23 protein-coding genes and 1 pseudogene are annotated in these 23,996 nt (G+C 66.0%); 13 read left to right on the top strand and 11 right to left on the bottom strand.

Annotated features, from left to right (window positions below; genetic code table 11):
• Window position 1: 1 nt before the first annotated feature.
• The 10 genes and pseudogenes from N4G42_RS02790 to N4G42_RS02835 all read left to right on the top strand — a co-directional run bounded on the left by N4G42_RS02790 (window position 2) and on the right by N4G42_RS02835 (window position 8,545).
• The gene (locus N4G42_RS02790; protein WP_260666073.1) at window positions 2-1,102 is read left to right on the top strand and encodes a carbon-phosphorus lyase complex subunit PhnI; all 1,101 of its coding nucleotides are present in this window, start codon (window positions 2-4) and stop codon (window positions 1,100-1,102) included.
• Window positions 1,099-2,019 carry an alpha-D-ribose 1-methylphosphonate 5-phosphate C-P-lyase PhnJ gene (locus N4G42_RS02795; protein ID WP_313771894.1) on the top strand — a complete coding sequence of 307 codons (921 nt, stop codon included), beginning with the start codon at window positions 1,099-1,101 and terminating at the stop codon, window positions 2,017-2,019. The genes N4G42_RS02790 and N4G42_RS02795 overlap by 4 nt, the downstream gene beginning before the upstream one ends.
• On the top strand, window positions 2,016-2,477 hold the full coding sequence (locus N4G42_RS02800; RefSeq protein ID WP_121422103.1) for a GNAT family N-acetyltransferase: 462 nt from the start codon (window positions 2,016-2,018) through the stop codon (window positions 2,475-2,477). The genes N4G42_RS02795 and N4G42_RS02800 overlap by 4 nt, the downstream gene beginning before the upstream one ends.
• Window positions 2,474-3,262 (top strand): phosphonate C-P lyase system protein PhnK, encoded by a 789-nt coding sequence (phnK, locus tag N4G42_RS02805; RefSeq protein WP_260666074.1) that lies wholly within the window; start codon window positions 2,474-2,476, stop codon window positions 3,260-3,262. The genes N4G42_RS02800 and phnK overlap by 4 nt, the downstream gene beginning before the upstream one ends.
• On the top strand, window positions 3,259-3,990 hold the full coding sequence (gene phnL, locus N4G42_RS02810) for a phosphonate C-P lyase system protein PhnL (protein WP_260666075.1): 732 nt from the start codon (window positions 3,259-3,261) through the stop codon (window positions 3,988-3,990). The genes phnK and phnL overlap by 4 nt, the downstream gene beginning before the upstream one ends.
• Entirely contained in the window at window positions 3,987-5,141 is a 1,155-nt protein-coding gene (locus N4G42_RS02815; protein WP_260666076.1) for an alpha-D-ribose 1-methylphosphonate 5-triphosphate diphosphatase, read from the top strand. The genes phnL and N4G42_RS02815 overlap by 4 nt, the downstream gene beginning before the upstream one ends.
• Window positions 5,142-5,253: 112 nt before the next feature.
• The gene (gene phnC, locus N4G42_RS02820; protein ID WP_260666077.1) at window positions 5,254-6,114 is read left to right on the top strand and encodes a phosphonate ABC transporter ATP-binding protein; all 861 of its coding nucleotides are present in this window, start codon (window positions 5,254-5,256) and stop codon (window positions 6,112-6,114) included.
• 46 nt (window positions 6,115-6,160) lie between these two features.
• Window positions 6,161-7,107: pseudogene (phnD, locus tag N4G42_RS02825) on the top strand (phosphonate ABC transporter substrate-binding protein).
• A 34-nt stretch (window positions 7,108-7,141) separates the two neighbouring features.
• Window positions 7,142-7,948 (top strand): phosphonate ABC transporter, permease protein PhnE, encoded by an 807-nt coding sequence (gene phnE, locus N4G42_RS02830; protein ID WP_260666078.1) that lies wholly within the window; start codon window positions 7,142-7,144, stop codon window positions 7,946-7,948.
• 12 nt (window positions 7,949-7,960) lie between these two features.
• Window positions 7,961-8,545, top strand: a complete 585-nt coding sequence (locus N4G42_RS02835) for a phosphonate degradation HD-domain oxygenase (protein WP_260666079.1) — start codon at window positions 7,961-7,963, stop codon at window positions 8,543-8,545.
• Window positions 8,546-8,581: 36 nt separating this feature from the next.
• Here N4G42_RS02835 and N4G42_RS02840 read toward each other — a convergent pair whose 3' ends face one another.
• Window positions 8,582-9,043 carry an Lrp/AsnC family transcriptional regulator gene (locus N4G42_RS02840; RefSeq protein ID WP_260666080.1) on the bottom strand — a complete coding sequence of 154 codons (462 nt, stop codon included), beginning with the start codon at window positions 9,041-9,043 and terminating at the stop codon, window positions 8,582-8,584.
• Between the two features lie 97 nt (window positions 9,044-9,140).
• Between N4G42_RS02840 and N4G42_RS02845 the strand changes: the two genes are divergently transcribed.
• A complete protein-coding gene (locus N4G42_RS02845) occupies window positions 9,141-10,109 on the top strand; it encodes an EamA family transporter (protein WP_260666081.1) in 969 nt (322 codons plus the stop codon).
• Here N4G42_RS02845 and N4G42_RS02850 read toward each other — a convergent pair.
• From N4G42_RS02850 to N4G42_RS02875, 6 genes are read right to left on the bottom strand one after another with little or no spacing between them, the layout of a single operon-like run.
• On the bottom strand, window positions 10,054-10,452 hold the full coding sequence (locus N4G42_RS02850) for a RidA family protein (protein ID WP_055400021.1): 399 nt from the start codon (window positions 10,450-10,452) through the stop codon (window positions 10,054-10,056). The genes N4G42_RS02845 and N4G42_RS02850 overlap by 56 nt on opposite strands.
• A 2-nt stretch (window positions 10,453-10,454) precedes the next feature.
• Window positions 10,455-12,122 carry an AMP-binding protein gene (locus N4G42_RS02855; RefSeq protein ID WP_260666083.1) on the bottom strand — a complete coding sequence of 556 codons (1,668 nt, stop codon included), beginning with the start codon at window positions 12,120-12,122 and terminating at the stop codon, window positions 10,455-10,457.
• Window positions 12,123-12,126: 4 nt separating this feature from the next.
• Window positions 12,127-13,323, bottom strand: coding sequence for an acyl-CoA dehydrogenase family protein (locus tag N4G42_RS02860; protein WP_260666084.1), 1,197 nt, complete (start codon window positions 13,321-13,323; stop codon window positions 12,127-12,129).
• Between the two features lie 4 nt (window positions 13,324-13,327).
• Window positions 13,328-14,182 (bottom strand): enoyl-CoA hydratase family protein, encoded by an 855-nt coding sequence (locus tag N4G42_RS02865; protein WP_260666085.1) that lies wholly within the window; start codon window positions 14,180-14,182, stop codon window positions 13,328-13,330.
• Complete coding sequence (locus N4G42_RS02870; RefSeq protein ID WP_260666086.1) at window positions 14,179-14,670, bottom strand: MarR family winged helix-turn-helix transcriptional regulator; 492 nt, start codon at window positions 14,668-14,670, stop codon at window positions 14,179-14,181. Before N4G42_RS02870 ends, N4G42_RS02865 begins: the two co-directional genes overlap by 4 nt.
• A 2-nt stretch (window positions 14,671-14,672) precedes the next feature.
• On the bottom strand, window positions 14,673-17,033 hold the full coding sequence (locus N4G42_RS02875) for a bifunctional salicylyl-CoA 5-hydroxylase/oxidoreductase (protein WP_260666087.1): 2,361 nt from the start codon (window positions 17,031-17,033) through the stop codon (window positions 14,673-14,675).
• Between the two features lie 113 nt (window positions 17,034-17,146).
• On the opposite strand from N4G42_RS02875, the gene N4G42_RS02880 reads away from it, so the two are divergent.
• A complete protein-coding gene (locus N4G42_RS02880) occupies window positions 17,147-18,433 on the top strand; it encodes a class I SAM-dependent methyltransferase (RefSeq protein ID WP_260666088.1) in 1,287 nt (428 codons plus the stop codon).
• A 9-nt stretch (window positions 18,434-18,442) separates the two neighbouring features.
• Entirely contained in the window at window positions 18,443-18,757 is a 315-nt protein-coding gene (locus tag N4G42_RS02885) for a DUF1840 domain-containing protein (protein WP_116750262.1), read from the top strand.
• Between the two features lie 110 nt (window positions 18,758-18,867).
• Here N4G42_RS02885 and N4G42_RS02890 read toward each other — a convergent pair whose 3' ends face one another.
• From N4G42_RS02890 to N4G42_RS02905, 4 genes are all read right to left on the bottom strand, one after another.
• Window positions 18,868-19,950 (bottom strand): Bug family tripartite tricarboxylate transporter substrate binding protein, encoded by a 1,083-nt coding sequence (locus N4G42_RS02890; RefSeq protein WP_409557792.1) that lies wholly within the window; start codon window positions 19,948-19,950, stop codon window positions 18,868-18,870.
• Between the two features lie 237 nt (window positions 19,951-20,187).
• Window positions 20,188-21,174 carry a tripartite tricarboxylate transporter substrate-binding protein gene (locus tag N4G42_RS02895; RefSeq protein WP_260666090.1) on the bottom strand — a complete coding sequence of 329 codons (987 nt, stop codon included), beginning with the start codon at window positions 21,172-21,174 and terminating at the stop codon, window positions 20,188-20,190.
• 347 nt (window positions 21,175-21,521) lie between these two features.
• On the bottom strand, window positions 21,522-22,769 hold the full coding sequence (locus N4G42_RS02900) for a phenylacetate--CoA ligase family protein (RefSeq protein WP_260666091.1): 1,248 nt from the start codon (window positions 22,767-22,769) through the stop codon (window positions 21,522-21,524).
• Between the two features lie 223 nt (window positions 22,770-22,992).
• Entirely contained in the window at window positions 22,993-23,805 is an 813-nt protein-coding gene (locus N4G42_RS02905) for an ABC transporter ATP-binding protein (protein WP_056060067.1), read from the bottom strand.
• Window positions 23,806-23,996 lie beyond the last annotated feature (191 nt).

The raw sequence follows: 23,996 nt of genomic DNA on the forward strand, positions 1-23,996 counted from the left end.
CATGTACGTAGCCGTCAAAGGCGGAGAAGCCGCCATTCTCAACAGCTACCAGCTGCTGGCCCGCCAGCGCCGGGGCGATGTCTCTGAGCCCGAACTCTCGGTGCCGCAGATCCGCCAGCAGCTCAAGCTGGCCGTAGACCGGGTGATGACCGAGGGATCGGTGTACGACCCCGAGCTTGCGGCCCTTGCCATCAAGCAGGCAGCAGGCGACCTGGTGGAAGCCATCTTTTTGCTGCGCGCCTACCGCGCCACGCTGCCGCGCCTGGGCACCACCTGCGCGCTGGACACCAGCCGCATGGTGCTGGACCGGCGCATCTCCGCCACCTTCAAGGACCTGCCGGGCGGCCAGGTGCTGGGCCCCACCTACGACTACACGCAGCGCCTGCTGGACTTCAAGCTGCTGGCCGAAGGCCCGGTGGCGCCACCTGCCGCTGCGCCAGCGGCTGTGCCGCCCGGCCCCACCCCCCGTGTGGTGGATCTGCTCAACCAGGAAGGCTTGATCGAAACCCGCCCCGTGCCCCCGGGCGACCCCGCGCCCACGGACCTGACCCGCGAGCCGCTGCGCTTCCCCGCCAACCGGGCCACGCGCCTGCAAAACCTGGCGCGCGGCGACGAGGGCTTCCTGCTCGCCATGGCGTATTCCACGCAGCGCGGCTATTCGCACTCGCACCCGTTTGTGGGTGAGGTGCGCCTGGGCACGGTAGCGGTGGAGGTCGTACCCGAAGAGCTGGGCTTTGCCATCGAGATCGGTGACATCGAGATCACCGAATGCGAAATGGTGAACCAGTTTGCGGGCAGCAAGAGCCAGCCCCCGCAGTTCACGCGCGGCTATGGCCTGGCGTTTGGCCACAGCGAGCGCAAGGCCATGGCCATGAGCCTGGTGGACCGCGCCCTGCGTGCCGATGAGCTGGGCGAGCCGGTGGAGTCGCCCGCACAGATGCAGGAGTTCGTGCTGGGCCACAGCGACAGCCTGGAGGCGTCTGGCTTCGTGCAGCACCTGAAGCTGCCGCACTACGTGGACTTTCAGTCCGAGCTGGAGCTGGTGCGCAAGATGCGCGCCGCTGCAAACCCCGCCACCACCGAACAGGGAGATGCCGCATGAACGCCCCCATGGAACCCGCCGTGATGGGCTTGCCCGCCGACGCTGCACCGGTGGACGGCCACTTCAACTTTGCCTACCTGGACGAGCGCACCAAGCGCATGATCCGCCGCGCCATCCTCAAGGCAGTGGCCATCCCCGGCTACCAGGTGCCGTTTGGCTCGCGCGAGATGCCGCTGCCCTACGGCTGGGGCACGGGTGGCATCCAGGTCACGGCGTCCATCATCGGCCCAGAGGATTGCCTCAAGGTCATCGATCAAGGCTCGGACGATACGGTCAACGCCGTCAACATCCGCCGCTTCTTTGAGCGCACCACGGCCGTGACGACCACCACCCGCACGCGCGAAGCCACGCTGATCCAGACGCGCCACCGCATCCCCGAGACGCCGCTGGCCGAAGGCCAGGTCATCGTCTACCAGGTGCCGGTGCCCGAGCCCATGCAGCGCCTGGAGCCGCGCGAGACCGAGACGCGCACTCTGCATGGCCTGGCCGAGTACGGGCTTATGCACGTCAAGCTCTACGAAGACATCGCACGCTACGGCCACATCGCCACCACCTACGACTACCCCGTGCTGGTCAACGACCGGTATGTGATTGCGCCGTCGCCCATCCCCAAGTTCGACAACCCCAAGATGCACATGAACCCCGCGCTGCAGCTGTTTGGCGCGGGCCGCGAAAAGCGCATCTACGCCGTGCCGCCCTATACACCGGTGGAGAGCCTGGGTTTTGAGGATCACCCGTTCGAGGTGCAGCGCTGGGATGCTGCCTGCGCGCTGTGTGGCGCCACCGACAGTTTTCTGGACGAGGTCATCACCGACGACCAGGGCGGGCGCATGCATGTGTGTTCAGACTCGGACTACTGCCAGGAGCGCCAGGCGCTGCAGGCCGAAGCCGGGCAGGTGCAAGGCGGCGCGGCATGAGCGCCGTGCACATTCGCGAAGCCCGGCAGGCCGACCTGGAGAGCGTGCTGGTGCTGTATGCCGCCATTGAAGACAGCCCGGCCGACGTGCTGACCCTGGAAGAAGCCGAGGCCGTATGGTCCCAGTTCGCCCGCTACCCCAGCTACCGCCTGTGGGTGGCCTGCGACCCCGCGCAGCACGGCGCCGTGGTGGGCACCTATGCGCTGCTCGTCATGCACAACCTGGCGCATCGGGGCACGCCCTCGGCCATCGTGGAAGACGTGGTGGTGGCACAGGACCAGCAGGGCCGAGGCATTGGCCGCCAGATGATGGCCCACGCCATGCAGCAGGCGCGCGACGCGGGCTGCTACAAGCTCGCGCTCTCGTCCAACGCCCGCCGCAAGGGCGCGCATGCCTTCTATGAATCCCTGGGCTTTGCGCAGCATGGCCTGAGCTTTGTTGTCGAGACCCTCACATGAATCACCCCGAACCTTCTGCGCCGCTGCTGAGCGTGCGCAACGTCAGCAAGCGCTATGGCGACCGCGTGGCGCTGCAAAGCGCGTCCTTTGACCTGTGGCCCGGCGAGGTGCTGGCCGTGGTGGGCGAGTCGGGCTCCGGCAAGTCCACGCTGCTCAACGCCATTGCAGCACGCAGCGCCCCGGACGAAGGCACGGTGCAGTTCCGCCAGCGCAGCGGCGAGCTGCAGGACATCTACGCCATGACAGAAGCGCAGCAGCGCCTGCTGGCGCGCACCGACTGGGGCTTTGTGCACCAGAACGCGGCGGACGGCCTGCGCATGGATGTATCCGCCGGTGCCAATGTGGGCGAGCGCCTGATGGGCCTGGGCGAGCGCCACTATGGCCGCCTGCGCGCCACGGCCACGGAATGGCTGCAGCGTGTGGAGATCGATGCCGCGCGCATCGACGACGCACCACGCACGTTTTCGGGCGGCATGCGCCAGCGCCTGCAGATTGCCCGCAACCTGGTCACGCAGCCACGCCTGGTGTTCATGGACGAACCCACCTCGGGCCTGGATGTGTCGGTGCAGGCGCGCCTGCTGGACCTGCTGCGCCAGCTCACGCGGCAGATGCAGTTGGCGGCCATTGTGGTCACGCACGACCTGGCCGTGGCACGCCTGCTGGCCCACCGCATGGTGGTCATGCAACGCGGCCGCGTGGTCGAAGCGGGCCTGACCGACCAGGTGCTCGACGACCCGCAACACCCCTACACCCAGCTCCTCGTTTCTTCGGTACTGCAGCCATGAACCAACCTTCCATTGCACCCATTCTCCAGATGCAGGGAGTGGCCAAGCGCTTCACCCTGCACCACCAGAACGGCATCGAACTGCCTGTGCTCGCCCACGTGGACCTGGCCGTCCAGCCCGGTGAATGTGTGGTGCTGGACGGCCCCTCGGGCATGGGCAAGAGCACGCTGCTCAAGATGATCTACGCCAATTACCGGGTCAATGCAGGGAGCATCACCGTGCGCTCGACCGATGGCGCCGTGGTGGATGTGACACAGGCCACGCCGCGTGCGCTGGTGCAGCTGCGGCGCGATACCGTGGGCTATGTGAGCCAGTTCCTGCGGGTCATCCCGCGCGTGTCGGCGCTGGACGTGGTGGCCGAACCACTGGCGGAAGACGCCGGAGACGACCCTGGGGACATCGAGGTCGCGCGCGAGGCCGCCCGCCAGTGGCTGACCCGCCTGCGCATTCCCGAGCGGCTGTGGCACCTGCCGCCCGCCACCTTCTCGGGCGGGGAGCAGCAGCGCATCAACATTGCCCGCAACATGATCAAGCCCAAGCCGTTGCTGTTGCTGGACGAGCCCACCGCATCGCTCGATGCAGCCAACACCGAGACCGTGATTGCCATGATTCGCGAGGCCGTGGCGCGCGGGGCGGCCCTGGTGGGCATCTTTCACGATGCGCAGGTGGGTGCGGCGGTGGCCACGCGCCGCGTGAACGTGGGTGACTTTCGGGGAGCATCGGCATGAATGCAACCGTGTTCAAGAACGCCCGCATGGTGCTGCCGGGCGAAGTGGTGTTGGGCAGCCTGCAGGTGGATGGCGGGCGCATTGCGTCGCTGGATAGTGGGGGCACTGCGGCCTTGCAAGGCATCGACCTGGGGGGCGACTACCTGCTGCCCGGGCTGGTGGAGATTCACACCGACAATTTCGAGCGCCACCTGATGCCGCGACCCAAGGTGCAATGGGCCGAGATGCCCGCACTGCTGGCGCACGACGCCGAGATTGCGGCCGCAGGCATCACCACGGTGCTGGACGCGCTGGGCGTGGGCGAGGCCGATGTGGACAGCCTGCGCGGCAGCGCCTGGAACCGTGTGCTCGACACCATCGACACCTGCACCGAGCGCAACCTGCTGCGGGCCGACCACCACCTGCATGTGCGCTGCGAGCTGCCTGCGCCCAACACCATCGACCTGTTCGAGCCCTTCCACGGCCACCCGCGCCTGTCGTTGATCTCGCTGATGGACCACACTCCGGGCCAGCGCCAGTGGGAGAACATCGAGCAGGCGCGCACCTACTACACCGGCAAGAAGGGCTGGAGCGCCGAGAAGTTCGAGCGCCAGGTGGCGCACGCGGCCACACTGCAGGCGCAGTACGCCGAGCCACACCGTGCGTACTTTGTGGATTACTGCCGCACACACGGCATCTCGCTGGCCAGCCACGACGACACCACGGTGGCCCATGTGGAGCAGGCCCATGCCGAAGGGGCCGCGATGTCGGAGTTCCCGACCACACTGGCCGCAGCCCAGGCCGCGCACGAACGTGGCTTGCTCACCGTGATGGGCGGGCCCAACGTGGTGCGCGGTGGTTCGCATTCGGGCAACGTGGCGGCGGCCGACCTGGCGCGCAGGGGGCTCTTGGACATCCTCTCGTCCGACTATGTGCCCGGCAGTCTGCTTAGCGCGGTGATGCGGCTGGTGCAGGACGACATCCTGCCTTTGCCACAGGCTGTGGCCACCGTCACCCACAACCCGGCCAAGGCGGCGGGCATGCTGGACCGGGGCGCGCTGGCGCCCGGCCTGCGCGCCGACCTGGTGCAGGTGCACATGGCCGAGCTGCCTGATGGCGGTCGCCAGGCCGTGGTGCGTGGGGTGTGGCGCGAAGGGCAGCGCGTCCTGTAGAGCGCGTGCAGGTCGTTTCCTGACATCCAAACTTCTCCCAACTGTCAAAGCACTGTCACGCCCGACAACCACACTCCGGTTGTCTAGACGACTTAACCCCCAGGAGGCTGCCATGACTGCCGCACTGCACATCCACCAACTGAACAAGCACTTCGCCAACGGCAAACACGCCCTGCGCGACATCAACCTCAGCGTGCAGCGCGGCGAGATGGTGGCGTTGATCGGTGCATCGGGCTCGGGCAAGTCCACCCTGCTGCGCCACGTGGCGGGTCTGGTGGTGGCCGATGCGTCCAGCGATTCGCTGATCGAGGTGGACGGCCGCTGCGTGCAGCAGGGCGGGCGCATCCACAGTGACATCCGCAAGGTGCGTTCGCAGGTGGGCTTTGTGTTCCAGCAGTTCAACCTGGTGGACCGCTTGCCGGTGTTGATGAACGTGCTGGTGGGCCTGCTGCACCGCACGCCCTGGTGGCGCGGCTGGCTGCGCATGTTCAAGCCGCAGGAGCGCGCGCTGGCGCTGGAAGCGCTCCACCGCGTGGGCATTGCCGAATGCCATGCACAACGTGCTTCCACCCTGTCCGGCGGGCAGCAGCAGCGCGCGGCCATTGCCCGCACGCTGGTGCAGGGCGCCAAGGTGGTGCTGGCCGACGAGCCCATCGCCTCGCTGGACCCCGAATCCTCGCGCAAGGTCATGGACATTCTGGCCCGCATCAACCGCGAGGACCGCTGCACCGTCATCGTGTCGCTGCACCAGGTGGATGTGGCCATCAAATACTGCCCCCGCGTGGTGGCGTTGCACCACGGCCAGGTGGTGTACGACGGCCCATCTGCGGCCCTCACGCCCGCACTGCTGCGCAGCCTCTATGGCGTGCACGCCGACGAAATTCTGTCGGATGCAGCGGGTGCCCCCACAGCACCCGTGCACGCCCCAACACCCGTCCCACAGTGGGCGCCCGCCATGGTCCAGGCCGCCTGAACGGTCTTTTTGTTTCTTTTCAATTCCTTTCTCTGGAGTTTTCAACATGTTCAAGAAACTGTGTGCCGCCCTGACGATCGGGCTGGGTTTGACCACGGGCGCGTTGGCCCAGGACATCAACTTCGGCATGATCTCGACCGAGGCCTCGCAAAACCTCAAGGCCGACTGGCAGCCCCTGCTGGATGACATGGCCAAGCAGACCGGTCTGAAGATCAATGCCTTCTTTGCATCCGACTACGCAGGCCTCATCGAAGCCATGCGCTTCAACAAGATGCAGGTGGCCTGGCTGGGCAACAAGTCGGCCATGGAAGCCGTGGACCGCGCCAACGGCGAAGTCTTTGCGCAGATGGTGAACGCCGACGGCACGCAGGGCTACTACTCGCACCTCATCGTGCACAAGGACAGCCCCCTGGCCACCCTGGATGCGTGCTCAAGAACGGCAAGTCGCTGAGCTTTGGCAACGGCGACCCCAACTCCACTTCGGGCTTCCTGGTGCCCGGCTACTACGCCTTTGCACAGAACAAGATCGACGCGAAGACGCACTTCAAGATCACGCGCAGCGCCAACCACGAGACCAACGCGCTGGCCGTGGCCAACAAGCAGGTGGATGTGGCCACCAACAACAGCGAGAACCTGGAAAAGATCAAGGAGCGCCAGCCCGAGAAGTTCAAGGACATCAAGATCGTCTGGACCTCGCCCCTGATTCCGCTGGACCCGCTGGTGATGCGCAAGGACTTGCCCGAGGCCACCAAGACCAAGATCCGCGACTTCTTCTACAACTACGCCAAGACCGATGCGCGCGAGAAGGAGATCGTGATGAAGATCTCCAAGCTCTCGGGCTTCAAGCCATCAACGAATGCACAGCTCACCCCCATCCGCCAGCTGGACCTCTTCGGCAAGCGCAACAAGATCGAGGCCGACGCGACGCTGGCCGATGCCGACAAGAAGACCCGCCTGGCCGAGATCGACCAGCAGCTGGCGTCGTTGAAGTAATCCGTAGGTTTCTTGTTGCGGCCCGGGTGTCTCCATGTCCTCTGCTTTGAATCCCTCGCTGGCCACGCTGGCCAACACCACGTCGCCCAAGCGCAGCCTGGCCTGGTACCTGTCGTGGGGCATCCTGCTGGTGTTGCTGGCGGCGTCCTGGAAGGGTGCCGACATGCGCCCGCTCGACCTATGGAGCGATTCGGGCAACATGGTCAGCTATGCGGCGGAGTTCTTTCCGCCCAATTTTGCGCAATGGCAGATCTATGTGCAGGAGATGCTGGTCACGCTGCAGATCGCGCTGTGGGGCACGGCGCTGGCGGTGGTCACCGCCGTGCCGCTGGCACTGCTGGCCTCGTCCAACATCGTGCCCTGGTGGGTCTACCAGCCGGTGCGCCGCGTGCTGGACGCGTGCCGCGCCATCAACGAAATGGTGTTTGCCATGCTGTTTGTGGTGGCCGTCGGCCTGGGGCCTTTTGCGGGTGTCCTGGCCCTGTGGATCCACACCTCGGGTACCTTGGCCAAGCTGTTCTCCGAAGCCGTGGAGGCAATTGACCCACAGCCGGTGGAAGGCATCCGCTCCACCGGTGCGAGCGCACTGCACGAAATCATCTATGGCGTGATCCCGCAGGTCATGCCGCTGTGGATCTCGTACACGCTGTACCGCTTCGAGGCCAACGTGCGTTCGGCCTCGGTAGTGGGCATGGTGGGCGCCGGGGGCATTGGGGTGGTGCTGTGGGAAATCATCCGGGGCTTTCAGTACGCCGAGACCTGCGCGGTGATGCTCATCATCGTGGTCACGGTGAGTGTCATCGACCTGGTGTCGGCCCGCATCCGCAAGGCCTTGGTCTGATAAGGAAAGACGATGGCATTGAGCCTTGAAGACATTGCCCACCTGCTCGCTACCCGGGGCGTGAACCAGTACGGCCGCGAGGCGGTCAGCCAGCTGGAGCATGCGCTGCAGTGTGCACAGTGGGCCGAAAAATCGGGTGAAACCCCGGCCACTGTCGTCGCGGCCCTGCTGCACGACCTGGGACACCTGCTGGCGCCCGGGGGCGATACGGCCGAGCAGGACGACCTGCACCAGTACATGGCCATCCCGTTCTTGCGTGGCCTGCTGTCGGACGCCGTGCTGGAGCCCATCCGCCTGCATGTGGATGCCAAGCGCTACCTGTGCACCATGGAGCCGGGGTACTGGGAGACACTGTCGCCCGCATCGCAGCACAGCCTGGTGCTGCAGGGCGGGCCCTTCACGCCCAAAGAGGCGATGCATTTTGCGGCCCAGCCCTTCGCGCAGGAGGCCATCCGCCTGCGCCGCTATGACGACCACGCCAAGGTGCCGGGGTTGGTCACGCCCCCGCTGGGCTATTACATGGCGCTGGTGCAGCGGCTGGCACCAGCTCCAGCGGCTATTGCCGCTGCGGCTGAACTCGCCCCGGTGGCTGCGTAAAAAGCCGCGCGACCAAGCCGAGGCAGCCTCCGCGCGTCAACCTCCCTTGTCGCCATTCACCCAGCCCAGGTCCAGCGGCCGGTCCTCGAATTCGGTATTCAGGACCACGGTGCTCGTGGTGCGCGCCACGCCGGGAATCGCCTTGATCTCGTAGAGCACGTCCTCCAGCCCGCGCGCGTGCGTGGTGCGGATCTTGGCCAGGAAGTCGTGCTCGCCAGCCACGCTGTGCAACTCCTCCACCTGGGGGATACCGCGCAGGCGCGGCGCAATGTCGCGGCAGTGCGCGCCGCCATCGTTGCGGATCGCCACAAACGCGGTGAAGTTCAGCCCCACGCGCTCCGGGTCCACGCTGATCGAAAACCGGCGAATCACGCCCTTGTCCAGCAGCTTCTTCACGCGCTCGTGCACGGCGGCGGTGGACAGTCCCACTTCGGCCCCCACATCGGCATAGGAACGTCGCCCATCGGCGCCTAGCGCCGAAATAATTCTGGCGTCCATGTCATCTGTCTGAATATTTGCTTGCATAGCCGCTCGATTTTGGTAAAAATTCCGAAAACCTTGCGGTTTCCATAAATTATTCGGTCAGGTGAAGAATATGCCGGCAATTTTCAATGCGCAAGCCCGCGCACAGCGCAAAGGGGCGGTGGCCATGGCACTGCTGTTGGTCTACATCGTCTGGGGCACTACCTATTTCGCCATTGGTATTGCGCTGCAGAGCATGCCGCCACTGCTGATGAATGCGATCCGCTTTCTGTGTGCAGGGGGGGTGATGCTGCTGATTGCGTTGTGGCAAGGCCATGCATTGCCCACGTGGGTGCAATGGCGCAACTCGGCGGTGGTGGGTGGCTGCATGGTGTTTCTGGCCATGAACCTGATGGGTTTTGCGCAGAAGCTGGGCATCGGCTCTGGCCTGATGGCCACGGTGGTCACCACCATGCCGATGTGGCTGGCGCTGTGGTCGCGCTGGGGCGGCGAGCGGGTGCCCTTCACCAGCTGGATCGGCCTGGCCCTGGGCGTGGTGGGTGCGCTGCTGCTGGCGCTGGAGGGCGACTTTTCAGCCACCTGGCTCGGTGCGCTGCTGGCCTTTGGTGCTCCGCTGTGCTGGAGTGTGGGCTCGTATGCATCGCGCAAGCTGTCGCTACCTGCGCCCGCCATGGCATCGGCCGCGCAGTGGTTTGCGGGGGGCGCCATGGGGCTGGTGGTGGCGTTGTGGTTTGAGCCGTTGAGCGCCCTGGGCCAGGTCACTGCCAAGTCGTGGGCGGCGTTGGTCTATCTGCTGGTGTTTGGCACTTTGGTAGCGCTCAATGCGTACCTGTGGCTGCTGCAGAACACATCGGCCGCGCTGGCGGGTAGCTATTCGTTTGTGAACCCTGCGGTGGCTTTGCTGGTGGGCGTGGCGCTGGGGGGCGAGCTGCTCACGGGCTGGGTGTTTGCCGCGCTGCCGTTGATTGGGTCGGCGCTGGCGTTCATTCTGTACGGGCAAGCGCTGCAGCGGTGGCTGGAAAAGCTCAGTCCGGGATTACAGCGGTTGCTTCAATCTCGATCTTCGCGCGCTCTTCCATAAGCCCCGCCACCTGCACGCAGGCCATCGCCGGAAAGTTCTTGCCCAGCACCTCTCGGTAGACTGCGCCCAGCTCCTTCAAGCGGCTGTTGTATTCGTTGCGGTCGGTCACGTACCAGGTCAGGCGCACCAGGTGCTCGGGGCCCGCGCCGCCAGCCTCCAGCACCGCCCGCACGTTCAGCAGCGTCTGCCTCGTCTGGTCGATGAAGTCGTCGCTCTCGAACTGCTGCTGCGCATTCCAGCCGATCTGTCCGCCGGTAAAGACCATGGTGCCGCGTGCGGCCACGCCGTTGGCGTAGCCCTTGGGGGTGACCCAGCCCTCGGGCTGCAAAAGGGTGTTTTTCATCGTCATGTTGTTTTTGTGGAAGTGGGCGACGCGGCGGAGGGTGATGCGGCCGCACCCTGGCGCAGCTTGAAACGCTGCAGCTTGCCGGTTTCGGTGCGGGGCAGCGCCGTGACGAACTCCACCACGCGCGGGTATTTGAACGGGGCGATGGTGGCTTTCACATGGTCCTGTAGCGTCTTGACCATGGCGGCATCGCCCGTGTGGCCGTGCTTCAAGACGCAGATGGCCTTGACCACCATGCCGCGTTCTTCGTCGGGCACGCCGATCACGCCGCACTCGGCCACGGCCGGGTGGCGCAGCAGGGCGTCTTCCACCTCGGGGCCGCCCACGTTGTAGCCGGCGGTGATGATCATGTCGTCGTCGCGCGCCTGGTAGAAAAAGTAGCCGTCGGCGTCTTGCGTGAACGCATCGCCCGGGTAGTTCCAGCCGTCCTTCACGTACTTGGCCTGGCGCGGGTCGTCGAGGTACTTGCAGCCCGTGGGGCCGATCACCGCGAGCTTGCCCACGGTGCCGCGTGGCAGCTCATTGCCATCGTCGTCCACCACCTTGGCGGTGTAGCCGGGCACCACCTTGCCGATGGCGCCGCGCCGGCTCTCACCGCCGGGCGAGGAAATGAAGATGTGGAACATCTCCGTGGCGCCGATACCGTCCGTCATGTCGAGGCCGGTCGCCTCCTTCCACAGCTGGCGTGTGGCGTCGGGCAGGCCCTCGCCCGCGCTCACGCTGGTGCGCAGCTGGGGCAGGCCGATCTGCTTGGCAAAGGGTGCCATCTGCCGGTAGAAGGTGGGGGCGGTGTAGCAGATGGTCACGCCCGCGTCGCGCATCAGGCGCACCATGGTCTCGGGCGTGTAGGGCTGGTCGGGGAAGTACACGCTGGCCCCGGCCCACATCGGAAACACCAGCAAGCCACCGAGGCCAAAGGTGAACGCCAGCGGTGGCGAGCCCGCCACGATGTCATCGGGCGTGGCCTTGAGTACATGGCGCGGCCAGGCCTCGCAGCCTGCCAGCACATCGCGGTGCGTGTGCACGGCCGCCTTGGGGGAACCTGTGGTGCCCGAGGTGAACGCCATCAGCGCGATGTCGTCTGCCGACGTGGGGCAGGGCGGCGTGGTGCCGGGCTTGCCCTGCGCGCGCTGCAGCAGGTCGGCTGCATCCGGCGCTGTGTGGAAGGGCACGATGGTGGCGAGCACGGGGTGCTGCGTCTGCGCGGCCTGCAGCTCGGCCAGCAGGCGGCCGTCGCACAGTGCCAGCGTGGGCTGGGCTCGGTCGATGATGCTGCCCAGCTCCACCGCGCGCAGCAGCGGCATGGTGGCCACCGCCACCAGCCCCGCGTAGACGGTACCCAGCCAGGCCAGCGCCATCTCCACCGTGTTGCCTCCGCGCAGCAGCACGCGGTTGCCGGGCACGAGGCCGTGGTCCTGCGTCAGTACCTCGGCAATGCGCGCGGCCTCGGTGCGGGCGTCGCGGTAGGTATACGTGCGGTGCGGGCCGCGCAACAGGGGGCGGTCGATGTGGCCCGCACGTTCGGCCTGGTCGAACAGCGCCTGCACCAGGTTGGCCTGGTGGGCGATCTGCAGTTCGGGCAGGTCGTAGCGCAGTGTTGGCCAGGCCTCGGGTGCAGGCAGGCGGTCGTGCACGAAATGGTCGGGCTGGGCGGAGGGGGCTTTCATGCGATTACTCCTGCAAAACGGCCTTACCGATGATGAGCTGCTGCACTTCGGTGGCGCCTTCGTAAATGCGCAGCGAGCGGATGTCGCGGTACAGCGATTCGACCTTGCTGCCCACTTCCACGCCGCGCCCGCCGTGCAGCTGCAGCGCCATGTCGATGACGCGCTGGGCGTTTTCAGTGGCGGTCATCTTCGCCATCGCAGCTTCGGCAGTCACGCGCGCCTGGCCCGTGTCGCGCAGCCAGGCCGCGCGGTAGGTGAGCAGCGCGGCGCTGTCCACCAGCGCGGCCATCTCGCCGATCTTGGCCTGCGTGAGCTGAAAGTCCGCCAGCGTCTGGCCGAACATGCGGCGCTGGCGGGCGTGGTGCACGGCCTCGGCCAGTGCGCGGCGCGCCATGCCCAGTGCGGCGGCGGCCACCGATGCGCGGAAGATGTCGAGCGTGCGCATGGCCAGCTTGAAGCCGCCATTCTCGTCGCCCAGCAGCGCGGTGGCGGGCACGTTGCAGTTGGTGAACTGCAGCGTGGCCAGCGGGTGGGGCGCCATCACATGGATATGGCGCGAGGCGTCCAGGCCCGGCGTGTTCGCATCGACGATGAAGGCGCTGATGCCGCGCGTGCCGCCGCTCGGGTTGGTCTTGGCGAACACGCAGTAGAAGTCGGCGATGCCGCCGTTGCTGATCCAGGTTTTGGTGCCGTTCAAGCAAAAAGTGCCTGTAGCGCTAGTCGAATCTGTGCTGGCAGCTATGGTTTGCATAGCGCCCACATCTGACCCCGCCTCGGGCTCGCTCAGCGCGAACGCAGCAATCAGTTCGCCACGCGCCACGCCTTGCAGGTAGTGCGCGTGCTGCGCGGGGCTGCCCGCCAGCGTGATCGCACCGCTGCCCAGTCCTTGCATCGCAAACGCAAAGTCCGCCAGCGGCGAGTGGTAGGCCAGCGTTTCGCGCAGCAGCACCAGCGCGCGCGAGTCGAGCGCCGGCAGCGCGCCGCCGTGCGCCGCGGGCACGCAGTAGCGCAGCCAGCCGCCCGCGCCCAGGCGCTGCACCCAGTCGCGGCAAGCAGCGCGGTCGTCGGTTTCATCCACTTCTTGCGCGGCCGCCCAGGGCACCAGGCCCTCGGCGAGGGTGCGGTGGGCATCGTCAAAAAAGGGCAGGGCCAGGTGCGCCGTCGAGGGCGGGCGGGGGGCCGGGGGCGTTGCGACGTGCATGGGTTCAATCTCCCTGGAACACGGGCTTTTGCTTGGCGGCAAACGCCTCGTACGCACGCCGGAAGTCTTCGGTCTGCATGCAGATGGCCTGCGCCTGCGCCTCGGCCTCGATGGCCTGCTCGATGGTCATGCTCCACTCCTGGCTCAGCATGGTCTTGGTCATGCCGTGGGCGAAGGTGGGACCATCGGCCAGCGCGCGCGCGGTGGCCTGCACGTTGGCCAGCAGGTCAGCGCTCTCATACAAATCGTTGAAGAAGCCCCAGGCGAGACCCTCGTGCGCTGTCATCGCGCGGCCGGTGAACAGCAGTTCGCTGGCGCGGCCCTGGCCGATCATGCGCGGCAGCAGTGCGCAGGCGCCCATGTCGGCGCCGGCCAGGCCCACGCGGGTGAACAAGAACGCGGTCTTGGTGGCCTCGGTGCCGTAGCGCATGTCGCAGGCCAGCGCCATCATGGCGCCCGCACCGGCGCAGATGCCGTCGATGGCGCCCAGCACGGGCTGCGGGCAGGCGCGCATGGCTTTCACCAGGTCACCCGTCATGCGCGTGAACTCCAGCAGCTCGGGCATGGTCATGGTGGTGAGCGGGCCGATGATCTCGTGCACGTCGCCGCCTGAGCAGAAGTTGCCGCCCGCACCCGTGACAACGATGGCTTTCACATCGGTGGCAAAGCGCAGCGCGTAGAAGGAGTCGCGCAGCTCGGCATAGCTCTGGAAGGTGAGAGGGTTCTTGCGGTCCGGGCGGTTGAGCGTGACGGTGCCCACACCATCGGCAAAGGTCCAGGCAAAGTGCTCGGCCACATAGCTGGCTTGCGGGTTGAACTGCTCGCGCATGGGGTTGCTCGCCCCGATGAAGTGTTTCATTCGGCTGTCTCCAAAGAATTGTTTTGTGTGTGTTCTTTCACCTTGCCCAGCAGGCGGTACAAGGTGCTGATGTCGCGCTCGCCCAGCGTGGCGAAGGCCTCGACGATCCATTGCTCGTGCTGGCGTGCCATGGTGTTGAACTGCTCGCGGCCTTGCGGCGTGAGGCGCACGAGGTACGCGCGGCGGTCGCCTTCCACGTCCATGCGCTCCACCAGCCCTTCGGCCACGAGCTGGTCGGTGATGCCGGTGATGTTGCCGCTCGTCACCATCATGCGGCGCGAGAGTTCCTTCATCTTCATGCCGTCTGGCGCGCGCTCCAGCTGGGCCATCAGGTCAAAGCGTGGCAAGGTGGTGTCGAACTGCGCGCGCAGGTGGCTGCGCACCTGTTTTTCGATGAGCTGGGTGCAGGTGAGCAGGCGCAGCCACAGGCGCAGGGCCTCGGGGTGTTCACTGGGAGCGGCGCCGTGCAGGCGGGCTTCGAGGTCCATGGCTAGCCTTCTTCCTCGGATGCTCTGTTTTTGGTAGCTGCTTGCGCTTGATTCACTAGCGCTTGTGCCTGCTTTTGCTTGGAAATTTCGCGCAGCATCTGGTCGCGGCCGCTGTGATACTGCACCGGCCAGTCGGTGTGCGCTGCGGCCACGGGGCTCAACTGCGCGGCGGCGTGCAGCGTCCAGGCCGGGTCGGCCAGGTGGGGGCGCGCGATGGCACACAGGTCGGCACGGCCGGCGGCGATGATGCTGTTGGCGTGGTCAGCCTCGGTGATCGCGCCCACCGCCATGGTGGCAATACCCACCTCGTTGCGGATGCGGTCGGCAAACGGCGTCTGGTACATGCGTCCATACACCGGGCGCGAGTCGCGTGTGGTCTGGCCGGAGGACACGTCGATCAGGTCTGCGCCTCCCGCCTTGAAGAGGCGCGCAATGGCGATGGCGTCGTCGGCAGTATTTCCGTCAGGGAGCCAGTCGTGCGCAGAGATACGCACGCTCAGCGGCTTGTCGGCCGGCCACACGGCGCGCAGCGCGGTCAGCACCTCCAGCGGGTAGCGGCAGCGGTTCTCCAGGCTGCCGCCGTATGCATCGGTACGCTGGTTGGTGGCGGGGCTCAAAAAGCTGGCCAGCAGGTAGCCGTGGGCGCAGTGCAGCTCCAGCCAGTCAAAGCCGCAGGCCACGGCGCGGCGGGCGCTGTCCGCAAAGGCGGCAGTCACGCGGTCCATGTCGGCGCGGGTCATGGCGGCAGGTGTCTGGTTTTGCGCGCCATAGGCGATGGGGCTGGCGGCCAGCAGGGGCCAGTTGCCCGCCTCCAGCGGCTCGTCCGTGCCCTCCCAGCCCACGCGGGTGGAACCCTTGGGGCCGCTGTGGCCGAGCTGCAGGCCGATCTTGGCCGTGCTGCTGCCGTGCACAAAGTTGACGACGCGCGCAAAGGCGGCTTGTTGTGCGTCGTTCCACAGGCCGGGGCAGGCGGGGGTGATGCGACCCTCGGGTGTGGGGCTGGTCATCTCCACCATCACCAGCGCCGCGCCGCCGAGGGCGCGCGCGCCCAGGTGCACCAGGTGAAAGTCCTGCGGCACGCCCTCGACTGCGCTGTAGGTGGCCATGGGCGAGACAACGATGCGGTTCTTGAGCGTGAGGCCTTTGAGCGTGAAGGGCGTGAGCATGGGCGGAATCGCGGCCTTGCCACCCGCGAGCCAGGCCTCGTAGCCCTCCAGCCACGCGGCATCGCGCAGCCGCAGGTTCTCGTGGCTGATGCGCTGGCTGCGCGTGAGCAGCGAGTACGTGAACTGCTCCACGGGCATGCCGGCGTAGCGCGCCACGTTCTCAAACCACTCGGTGCTGTTGCGCGCGGCGTTCTGGATCTTGAGCACCTCCACGCTGCGGCGCGCTTCATAGTGCTGCAGCACTTCGTCCATGGGCAGGCCGGTGGCGAACTCGTTGGCGAGGTCGATGGCGTCTTCCAGTGCGAGCTTGGTGCCGCTGCCAATCGAGAAATGTGCCGTGTGCGCTGCGTCGCCCATCAGCACGATGGGCACACGCTTGCCGCCAACGGTCTCGCGGTGCACCCAGGTGTTGCAGATCACGCGCGGAAAGCGGATCCAGTTGGCCGAACCGCGCAGGTGCGTGGCGTTGCTGATGAGCGCGTTGCCGTCCAGGTATTGGGCAAACAGCTTTTCGCAGAATGCAATGGCCTCGGGCTGTTCCATCTGGTCCAGGCCGTGGGCCTTCCACACGGCCTCGGGCGTTTCGACGATGAAGGTGGAGGTGTCGGCGTCAAACTGGTAGGCGTGGGCCTGGAACCAGCCATGCTCGGTCTGCTCGAAAGCAAACGTAAAAGCGTCGAACTTTTTCTTGGTGCCCAGCCATACGAAGCGGCACTGGCGCAGATCGATGTCTGGCTGGTAGGTGGCTGCGTAGCGGGTGCGGATGCGGCTGTTGAGGCCGTCGCTGGCGATGACCAGGTCGGCGTTGTACTGCGCAGCCAGCGCCTGGTCGTCGGCCACGTCGGTTTCGAACACCAGCTCCACGCCCACCGCCAGGCACCGGTCCTGCAGGATGTTGAGCAGGCGCTTGCGGCCAATGCCGCAGAAGCCGTGGCCGGTGGAGCGCACGCTGCGCCCCTTGAAGAACACCTCGATATCGTCCCAGTGGTTGAACGCGTCGCCGATCAGGGCTGCCGTGGGCGCGTCGGCCGCCTGCAGGTTGGCCAGCGTCTGGTCCGACAGCACCACCCCCCATCCGAAGGTGTCGAACGGCCGGTTGCGTTCGACCACCGTGACGCGGTGCGCGGGGTTTTGCTGCTTCATGAGCAGTGCGAAGTAGAGACCGGCGGGCCCACCGCCAATGCAGAGGATGTTCATGCCAAAATAGTTTAGGCTTAAACAAAATACTGTCAATGGGGCCTTCCCGGCGAAACCCCTGATGCCATTGCGGGGTGTTGACGCAGTGCAGCAAATTTTTCAAGATGCGCCGCATGAAGCACTTGCTGCACACCTTGGAGGGGCGGCTGGCGGCCTTGCCGGTGCCGATGGCGGTCCAGTTGCCTGCGGGCCAGCAACTGGGCGCGCCCGAGCCCGCCGTCACCTTGCGCTTTCGCGACCGCATGGCCCTGGTGGCGCTGGCCACAGGCGAAATCGGTAGCGTGGGGGCTGCCATCGTCGAGGGGCGCGTGGCGCTGGAAGGCGGCATGCGCGACCTGATGGTTGCGGCCGCAGGCCTGCTGACACGCGACCCGGCCCGTGACCAGCACCATGGCTGGTGGCAGAGGGTGCTGACACGCGCGCGGTCGATGGCGGTGCACACGCTGGCGCACGACGCGCGCGATGTGCAGTTTCACTACGACCTGTCGGACGACTTCTACGCGCTGTGGCTGGATCCGCGCCGCGTGTATTCGTGTGCGTACTACCGGTCCCCAGACCTGACGCTGGCCCAGGCCCAGGAGGCCAAGCTCGACCACATCTGCCGCAAGCTGCAGCTGCAGCCCGGCGACCGGTTCCTGGACATTGGCGCGGGCTGGGGTGGCTTGCTGCTGTGGGCGGCCGAACACTACGGCGTGGATGCCACGGGCATCACGCTGTCGCGCAACCAGCATGCGCATGTGCAGCGGCGCATTGAAGAGCGTGGGCTGCAGGGGCGCGTGCGCATGCAACTGGTGGATTACCGCGAGCTGCAGGTGGAGCAGCCCTTCGACAAGATCGCGTCGGTGGGCATGTTCGAGCATGTGGGCCGCGCACAGATGCTGCGTTACTTTGAAACCGTGGCCCGCCTGCTGCGCCCGGGCGGGCTGGTGCTGAACCACGGCATCACGGCCGGGGGCGCAGACAACGCGCAGCTGGGCGCAGGCATGGGTGACTTTATCGAGCAGTACATCTTCCCCGGCGGCGAGCTGTTGCATGTGAGCACGGTGCTGCACGACATGGCCCGCGCAGGCCTGGAGATGGTGGACACCGAGAACCTGCGCCCACACTATGCGCGCACGCTGTGGGCGTGGTCCGACGGGCTCGAAGCCCGATTGCCTGCAGCCCGTGAGGTGCTGGTCGCACAAGGAGGGGAGGAGCAGGGTGATAAGGTCTTGCGTGCGTACCGCCTGTACCTTGCGGGCAGCGCCCTGGGTTTTGAACGTGGCTGGATGGCGCTGCACCAGATGCTTGCCATCAAGCCGGATGGCGACACGGCCAGAGGCCTTTTGCCCGGCGCACAATCGAGCTATCCGTTCACCCGCGACTACATGTATGCGGACCCTGGCAACCTCTTCCGATAGGCCTTGACCATGCTCTACAAGTTCAAATCCCGCGCCACCGCCGACCTGATCATGCTCGAACCCCAGGGGCGCCAGATCGTGACCATCATCGGCAAGACCCCTGGCGCCAGCGGCATCGTGACCGCTGCCCAGATCCCCGGCGCCATTGCCGCGCTGGAGGCGGCCGTGATCGCCGACGAAGCGCAGCCCGAAGCGCAGGAAAACGATGAGGCTGCGGTTGAAGAAATCAACGAGGCCGTGCGCCTGCGCCAGCGTGCTGCGCCGTTCATCGAGATGCTCAAGCGCAGTGCTGCGGCGGATGTGGATGTGGTGTGGGGTGTGTGACCTGATCGCGAATGCGTCTACCGCTCACCAGCGTTGTCAGCCTGGCTGCGTGCGGTCCGCAGGCGTTGCAGCCCATGCTCGCGCCACGGCTGATGCGGTGGCGCCAACCATCAATCCACCTTGGCCCCCGACGTCTTCACCACCTGAGCCCACTTCTTGTGCTCGTTGTCGATGTGCTTGGCAAATTCCGCCGGGGTGTTGCCGCCGGGGATGGCGCCTTGTGCCAGCAGCCGCTCCTTCATGGCGGGCGTGGCCAGTGACTTGGCGACTTCCTGCTGAATGCGGTTGACGATGTCGGCGGGTGTGCCCGCCGGGGCCAGCAGGCCGAACCAGGAACTGGCTTCGTAGCCCTTGAGTGTGGGGCCGCCCGCTTGCTCCACGGTGGGCACATCGGGCAGTGCGCCCGAGCGCTCGGAGCTGGTCACGGCCAGCGCGGTGAGCTTGCCGGCCTTGATCTGCGCCATGGACGAGGGCAGGTTGTCGAACATCACGTCCGCATTGCCCGCCACCATGTCCATGAGCGCCGGGCCCGAGCCACGGTAGGGCAGGTGCAGCATGAAGGTGCCGGTCATGCTTTTGAACAGCTCGCCAGCCAGATGGATCGACGTGCCGTTGCCGCTGGAGGCCATGTTCATCTTGCCGGGGTTGGCCTTGGCCACCCGGATGAAATCCTGCACGTTGTGAATGCCCTGGGCCTTGGCCTTGTCGGCATTCATCACCATCACATTGGGAACAGCCGCCACCATGGTGATGGGCACAAAGTCCTTGATGGGGTCGTACGGCAGCTTCGCGTACAGCGCACGGTTGATGCCGTGGGTGCCCACGGTGCCCATCAACAGCGTGTAGCCGTCGCCTGGCGACTTGGCGACGATCTCCGCGCCCACATTGCCGCCGGCGCCAGCGCGGTTGTCCACGATGAACTGCTGGCCGAAGGCCTTGGACAGCTCGGGCGCCATGGCGCGGGCCAGGATGTCGGTCGTGCCACCGGGCGCAAAGGGCACGACGATGCGCACCGGCTTGGTGGGCCATGCCCCCTGGGCGCGCGCCATGGTGGGCAGCAGCGCCGCCGCGCAGGCCAGTGCAAGCGCACTGGCCGCCAGGGTCAGCGCCTGGCGACGTCGCGTACGAAGTGGGTGCACGGCGACTGTCGCACCGGATGGGCGAGTGGGTGCGTGGGGGGGAGTGCGTGCCATGGAGATCGATCCTTGATGTAGGGGGGAGGAGAAAGGTCTGCCCTGGTTCTACGCGCGTTGGCGCAGTGGGGGCAGATGGATAACCCCAATCCTGTCGGCGCATGGGATTTGCCAGGTGCTATGTCTTGCGCATGGTGCGATCAATAACCCACCACGCACCCATGAAAAAAGCCGCAACGCGGCGGCTTTTTGGGGGCTGGCAGGGCTGCGTTCAGAGCCCTGCCGGGTGCGGAAGGATCAGTCCGCGTAGGTGCCAGCGGCCTTGATGACGGCGCCCCACTTGTCGATCTCAGCCGCCACAAACTTCTTGTGTTCCGGGCCATCGATGCGCTTGTCGGTGATGACCACGGCGCCCAGGGCTTCCTGCTTCTTGATGAACTCAGGGTCCTTCAGCGCGACCTTGAGGGCGTCGTTGATCTTCTTCTGCACATCGGCTGGCGTGCCCTTGGGGGCGTACAGGCCGTGCCAGATGCTCACGTTGAAGTCCTTCAGACCGGATTCGGCCAGGGTGGGCAGGTCCTTGAGCGCGGGCGTGGTCAGGCGCTTGGCGGTGGTCACAGCATAGGCCTTGACCTTCTTGCCTTCGATCTGGCTGGTGGTGTTGGTGGTCTGGTCGCACAGCAGGTCGATCTGGCCGCCGATCAGGTCGGTGATGGCAGGGGCCGTGCCCTTGTAAGGCACATCCGTCATGTCCGTCTGCAGGGCAGACTTGAACATCAGTCCGCACAGGTGCGAGGCCGCACCCAAGCCCGCGTTGCCCAGGTTGATCTTGCCCTTGTTCTGCTGGATCCAGGCCGTCAACTCCTTGAAGTTGTTGGCGGGCATGGTGGGGCGAGCGATCAGCGTCATGGGCACTTCGTTGACCATGCCCAGGTATTCAAAGTCGTTGGGTACGCTGAACGACAGCTTGCGGTACAGCGCAGGCATGGTGGACATGCCGATGTGGTTGAGCAGCAGCGTGTAGCCATCGGGTGTAGCGCGGGCTACGCGGGCGGCACCGATCGAGCTGCCTGCGCCGGCGGTGTTGTCCACCACAACGGTCGCGCCCAAAGGCTTGCGCAGCGCCTCGGCCAGGTCGCGCGCCACACGGTCGGTGGGGCCACCCGCCGCAAAGGGCACCACCAGGGTGACTGTCTTGTCCTTGGCGGGGAAGTCCTGCGCATGGGCGCCAAAGGCGGCCACTGCAGCGGCAGCGACGAGGGCGAGTTTCAGCGTTGTTTTCATGGGTGCTCCTGTAAATGACGGGCCATGATAGCGAGGGGTATTTCCGGCAACATTGCGGATAGTACGTAGCACACAAGCCATATGGTCTTTAAGCCAAAGAGGCCTGTAGCGCAGATATTTATTGGCTTGAATGCTATTCAAAAGATAGCATTTGTAAGGGTAAACACTGCGGTACCCCGGCGCGCAAAGTGGACATGTTTTGCGCTGTCGCAAGGGCTGGCGCGATGTCCTGGCCATTGATGTGCATGCACATCTTTTGGGCGCCAGCATGCGTTGCCGGCGCTGCCAGCACCGGCTCACGCAGCGCTCCTGCGGCCCCTGCGAGAACGTCAGCGGGCTCTCAGGGGCTACTTGTAGCTGCGCGCGTCTTCGATGACCTTGCCATCGTTGGGCAGTGTGCCCGGCGGCACCATCTGCACCTCGCCGCGCAGCTTGGTCACTTCGCGGATGGCGTCGCTGAGCTGGTGGGCCAGGCCCTCGGCGGTTTCGGTGGTCTCCACCTGCAGCACCATCTGGTCGTTGGCCATCTCGCCGCTGACCACGAGCCGGGCACGCTGCACCTGTGGAAAGCGCCGCGCGATGGTGGCGATCTGGCCGGGGTGCACGAACATTCCGCGCACCTTGGTGGTCTGGTCAGCCCGGCCCATCCAGCCCTTGATGCGGGTGTTGGTGCGGCCGGTGGGGCACCGGCCCGGCAGCACTGCCGACAGGTCGCCAGTACCAAAGCGGATCAGCGGGTAGTCAGGGTTGAGCGTGGTGATGACCAGCTCGCCCACCTCACCCTCGGGCACGGGGTCGCCCGTGCCGGGACGCACGATCTCGACGATCACGCCTTCATCCAGCACCAGGCCTTCGCGGGCCGAGGTTTCATACGCAATCAGGCCCAGGTCGGCGGTGGCATAGCACTGGTAGCCCGCGATGCCACGCTCGGCAAACCAGTCGCGCAGCGAGGGCGGGAAGGCCTCGCCCGACACCAGGGCCTTGGTGACGGTGGGCAGCGCCACGCCCATCTCTGCAGCCTTCTCGACGATGATTTTCAGAAAACTGGGCGTGCCGATGTAGCCCGCAGGCTTCAGCTCGGCCATGGCCTGCACCTGCTGCTCGGTCTGGCCCGTGCCACCGGGGAAGACGGTGCAGCCCAGCGCGTGGGCGCCGGTCTCCATCATCGAACCCGCAGGCACAAAGTGATAGCTGAAGCTGTTGTGGATCAGCTCGCCGCTGCGAAAGCCCGCTGCGTGGATCGCGCGCGCCATGCGCCAGTAGTCACGCCGTGTGCCCTCGGGCTCGTAGATGGTGCCGGGGCTGGCGAACACGCGGGTCATGCCGGGCCCGAAGTTCAGCGCGCTGAAGCCACCAAACACATTGGCCGCGCGGCCCGCCTGCTGCCGCTCCAGCAGCTCGTATTTGCGCGTGACGGGTAATTGCGCCAGCGCGTCGCGGCTGGTGACAGTCGAAGCATCCACGCCCGCCAGGATGCTGGCAAAGGCGGGTGACGCCTTCTGGGCATGGGCGATCTGCTGCGGCAGCGCCGCCATCAAGGCCGCTTCGCGCTCGGCGGGGCTGCGCGTTTCCAGGGCGTCATAGAACGTGCTCATGCCTGGGTTTCCTTGTGAGGTTGTTTGAGTGAAATATGCCTCTAGCGCTTTTCCATCAAGCGTAAGTAGCTATAAAAACAGGAGTTGTTGAAACTGGGTTCGAGAAGGGTGTTGCCTTGAAAACTCGCGCGCCCGAGGCCAGCGCCACCGCGCAAGGGCCGCCCCGCCGCGCTGGTGGCGTCCCCCTGAGGGGGAAGGCGCTGAAGGCGACACAGGGGGCATGTCAGGCCAACCAGCGCTTGCGCCGCTTGTAGCTTTTGACATCCTTGAAACTCTTGCGCTCGCCGCCGCCCACGCCCAGGTAGAACTCCTTGACGTCCTCGTTGTTGGCCAAGTCGCTCGCGGCGCCGTCCATCACCACGCGGCCGCTTTCCATGATGTAGCCGTAGTCCGAATACTTGAGGGCCATGTTGGTGTTCTGCTCGGCCAGCAGGAAGGTGACCTTTTCCTTGGTGTTCAGGTCCTTCACGATGTTGAACACCTCCTCCACGATCTGTGGTGCGAGGCCCATGGAGGGCTCGTCCAGCAGCACCATGCTGGGGTTGGCCATGAGCGCGCGGCCGATGGCGCACATCTGCTGCTCGCCACCCGAGGTGTACGCCGCCTGCGAGGTGCGGCGCGTCTTGAGACGCGGAAAGTAGTTGTAGACCTTCTCCAGGTTGGCCGCGATTTCGGCCTTGCTGGTGCGGGTGTAGGAGCCTGTCATCAGGTTCTCTTCGATCGTCAGGTGGGCAAAGCAGTGCCGCCCCTCCATCACCTGCACCACGCCACGCTGCACCAGGTCGGCGGGCGACAGGTTCTCGATGCGCTCGCCACGCAGCTCGATGGAGCCCTTGGTGACGGCGCCGCGCTCCCCCTGCAGCAGGTTGGAGATGGCCCGCAGTGTGGTGGTCTTGCCCGCGCCATTGCCGCCCAGAATGGCCACGATGGAGCCCTCGCGCACCTGCAGCGAGACGCCCTTGAGCACCAGGATCACGTGGTTGTAGATGACCTCGATGCCGTTGACGTTGAGAACGATATTGCTGTTGGAGTCCATGGTGTTGCCTTCCTGTACCAATCCAAAGAGTTGTTGCACAACCCTTTGGATTGGCGGCTGCCAAAGAGGCAACCGCTGTTCATTGGCCCTTGAGACGGTCGCTGCCCCGGCCAGTGCCACCGCGCAAGGGCCGCCCCGCCGCGCTGGCGGCGCCCCCCTTCCCGCAGCGCGCAGCGCCAAGAGAGAAGGGG

It is taken from the genome of Acidovorax sp. K2F (assembly GCF_025246485.1).
GTDB classification, from domain to species: domain Bacteria; phylum Pseudomonadota; class Gammaproteobacteria; order Burkholderiales; family Burkholderiaceae_C; genus Acidovorax; species Acidovorax delafieldii.

Excerpts from the sequence above, each read along its gene's own strand:
- N4G42_RS02790 (WP_260666073.1), top strand. The coding sequence starts at position 2 with ATGTACGTAGCCGTCAAAGGCGGAGAAGCCGCCATTCTCAACAGCTAC.
- N4G42_RS02795 (WP_313771894.1), top strand. The coding sequence starts at position 1,099 with ATGAACGCCCCCATGGAACCCGCCGTGATGGGCTTGCCCGCCGACGCT.
- N4G42_RS02800 (WP_121422103.1), top strand. The coding sequence starts at position 2,016 with ATGAGCGCCGTGCACATTCGCGAAGCCCGGCAGGCCGACCTGGAGAGC.
- phnK (WP_260666074.1), top strand. The coding sequence starts at position 2,474 with ATGAATCACCCCGAACCTTCTGCGCCGCTGCTGAGCGTGCGCAACGTC.
- phnL (WP_260666075.1), top strand. The coding sequence starts at position 3,259 with ATGAACCAACCTTCCATTGCACCCATTCTCCAGATGCAGGGAGTGGCC.
- N4G42_RS02815 (WP_260666076.1), top strand. The coding sequence starts at position 3,987 with ATGAATGCAACCGTGTTCAAGAACGCCCGCATGGTGCTGCCGGGCGAA.
- phnC (WP_260666077.1), top strand. The coding sequence starts at position 5,254 with ATGACTGCCGCACTGCACATCCACCAACTGAACAAGCACTTCGCCAAC.
- phnE (WP_260666078.1), top strand. The coding sequence starts at position 7,142 with ATGTCCTCTGCTTTGAATCCCTCGCTGGCCACGCTGGCCAACACCACG.
- N4G42_RS02835 (WP_260666079.1), top strand. The coding sequence starts at position 7,961 with ATGGCATTGAGCCTTGAAGACATTGCCCACCTGCTCGCTACCCGGGGC.
- N4G42_RS02840 (WP_260666080.1), bottom strand. The coding sequence starts at position 9,043 with ATGGACGCCAGAATTATTTCGGCGCTAGGCGCCGATGGGCGACGTTCC.
- N4G42_RS02845 (WP_260666081.1), top strand. The coding sequence starts at position 9,141 with ATGCCGGCAATTTTCAATGCGCAAGCCCGCGCACAGCGCAAAGGGGCG.
- N4G42_RS02850 (WP_055400021.1), bottom strand. The coding sequence starts at position 10,452 with ATGAAAAACACCCTTTTGCAGCCCGAGGGCTGGGTCACCCCCAAGGGC.
- N4G42_RS02855 (WP_260666083.1), bottom strand. The coding sequence starts at position 12,122 with ATGAAAGCCCCCTCCGCCCAGCCCGACCATTTCGTGCACGACCGCCTG.
- N4G42_RS02860 (WP_260666084.1), bottom strand. The coding sequence starts at position 13,323 with ATGCACGTCGCAACGCCCCCGGCCCCCCGCCCGCCCTCGACGGCGCAC.
- N4G42_RS02865 (WP_260666085.1), bottom strand. The coding sequence starts at position 14,182 with ATGAAACACTTCATCGGGGCGAGCAACCCCATGCGCGAGCAGTTCAAC.
- N4G42_RS02870 (WP_260666086.1), bottom strand. The coding sequence starts at position 14,670 with ATGGACCTCGAAGCCCGCCTGCACGGCGCCGCTCCCAGTGAACACCCC.
- N4G42_RS02875 (WP_260666087.1), bottom strand. The coding sequence starts at position 17,033 with ATGAACATCCTCTGCATTGGCGGTGGGCCCGCCGGTCTCTACTTCGCA.
- N4G42_RS02880 (WP_260666088.1), top strand. The coding sequence starts at position 17,147 with ATGAAGCACTTGCTGCACACCTTGGAGGGGCGGCTGGCGGCCTTGCCG.
- N4G42_RS02885 (WP_116750262.1), top strand. The coding sequence starts at position 18,443 with ATGCTCTACAAGTTCAAATCCCGCGCCACCGCCGACCTGATCATGCTC.
- N4G42_RS02890 (WP_409557792.1), bottom strand. The coding sequence starts at position 19,950 with ATGGCACGCACTCCCCCCCACGCACCCACTCGCCCATCCGGTGCGACA.
- N4G42_RS02895 (WP_260666090.1), bottom strand. The coding sequence starts at position 21,174 with ATGAAAACAACGCTGAAACTCGCCCTCGTCGCTGCCGCTGCAGTGGCC.
- N4G42_RS02900 (WP_260666091.1), bottom strand. The coding sequence starts at position 22,769 with ATGAGCACGTTCTATGACGCCCTGGAAACGCGCAGCCCCGCCGAGCGC.
- N4G42_RS02905 (WP_056060067.1), bottom strand. The coding sequence starts at position 23,805 with ATGGACTCCAACAGCAATATCGTTCTCAACGTCAACGGCATCGAGGTC.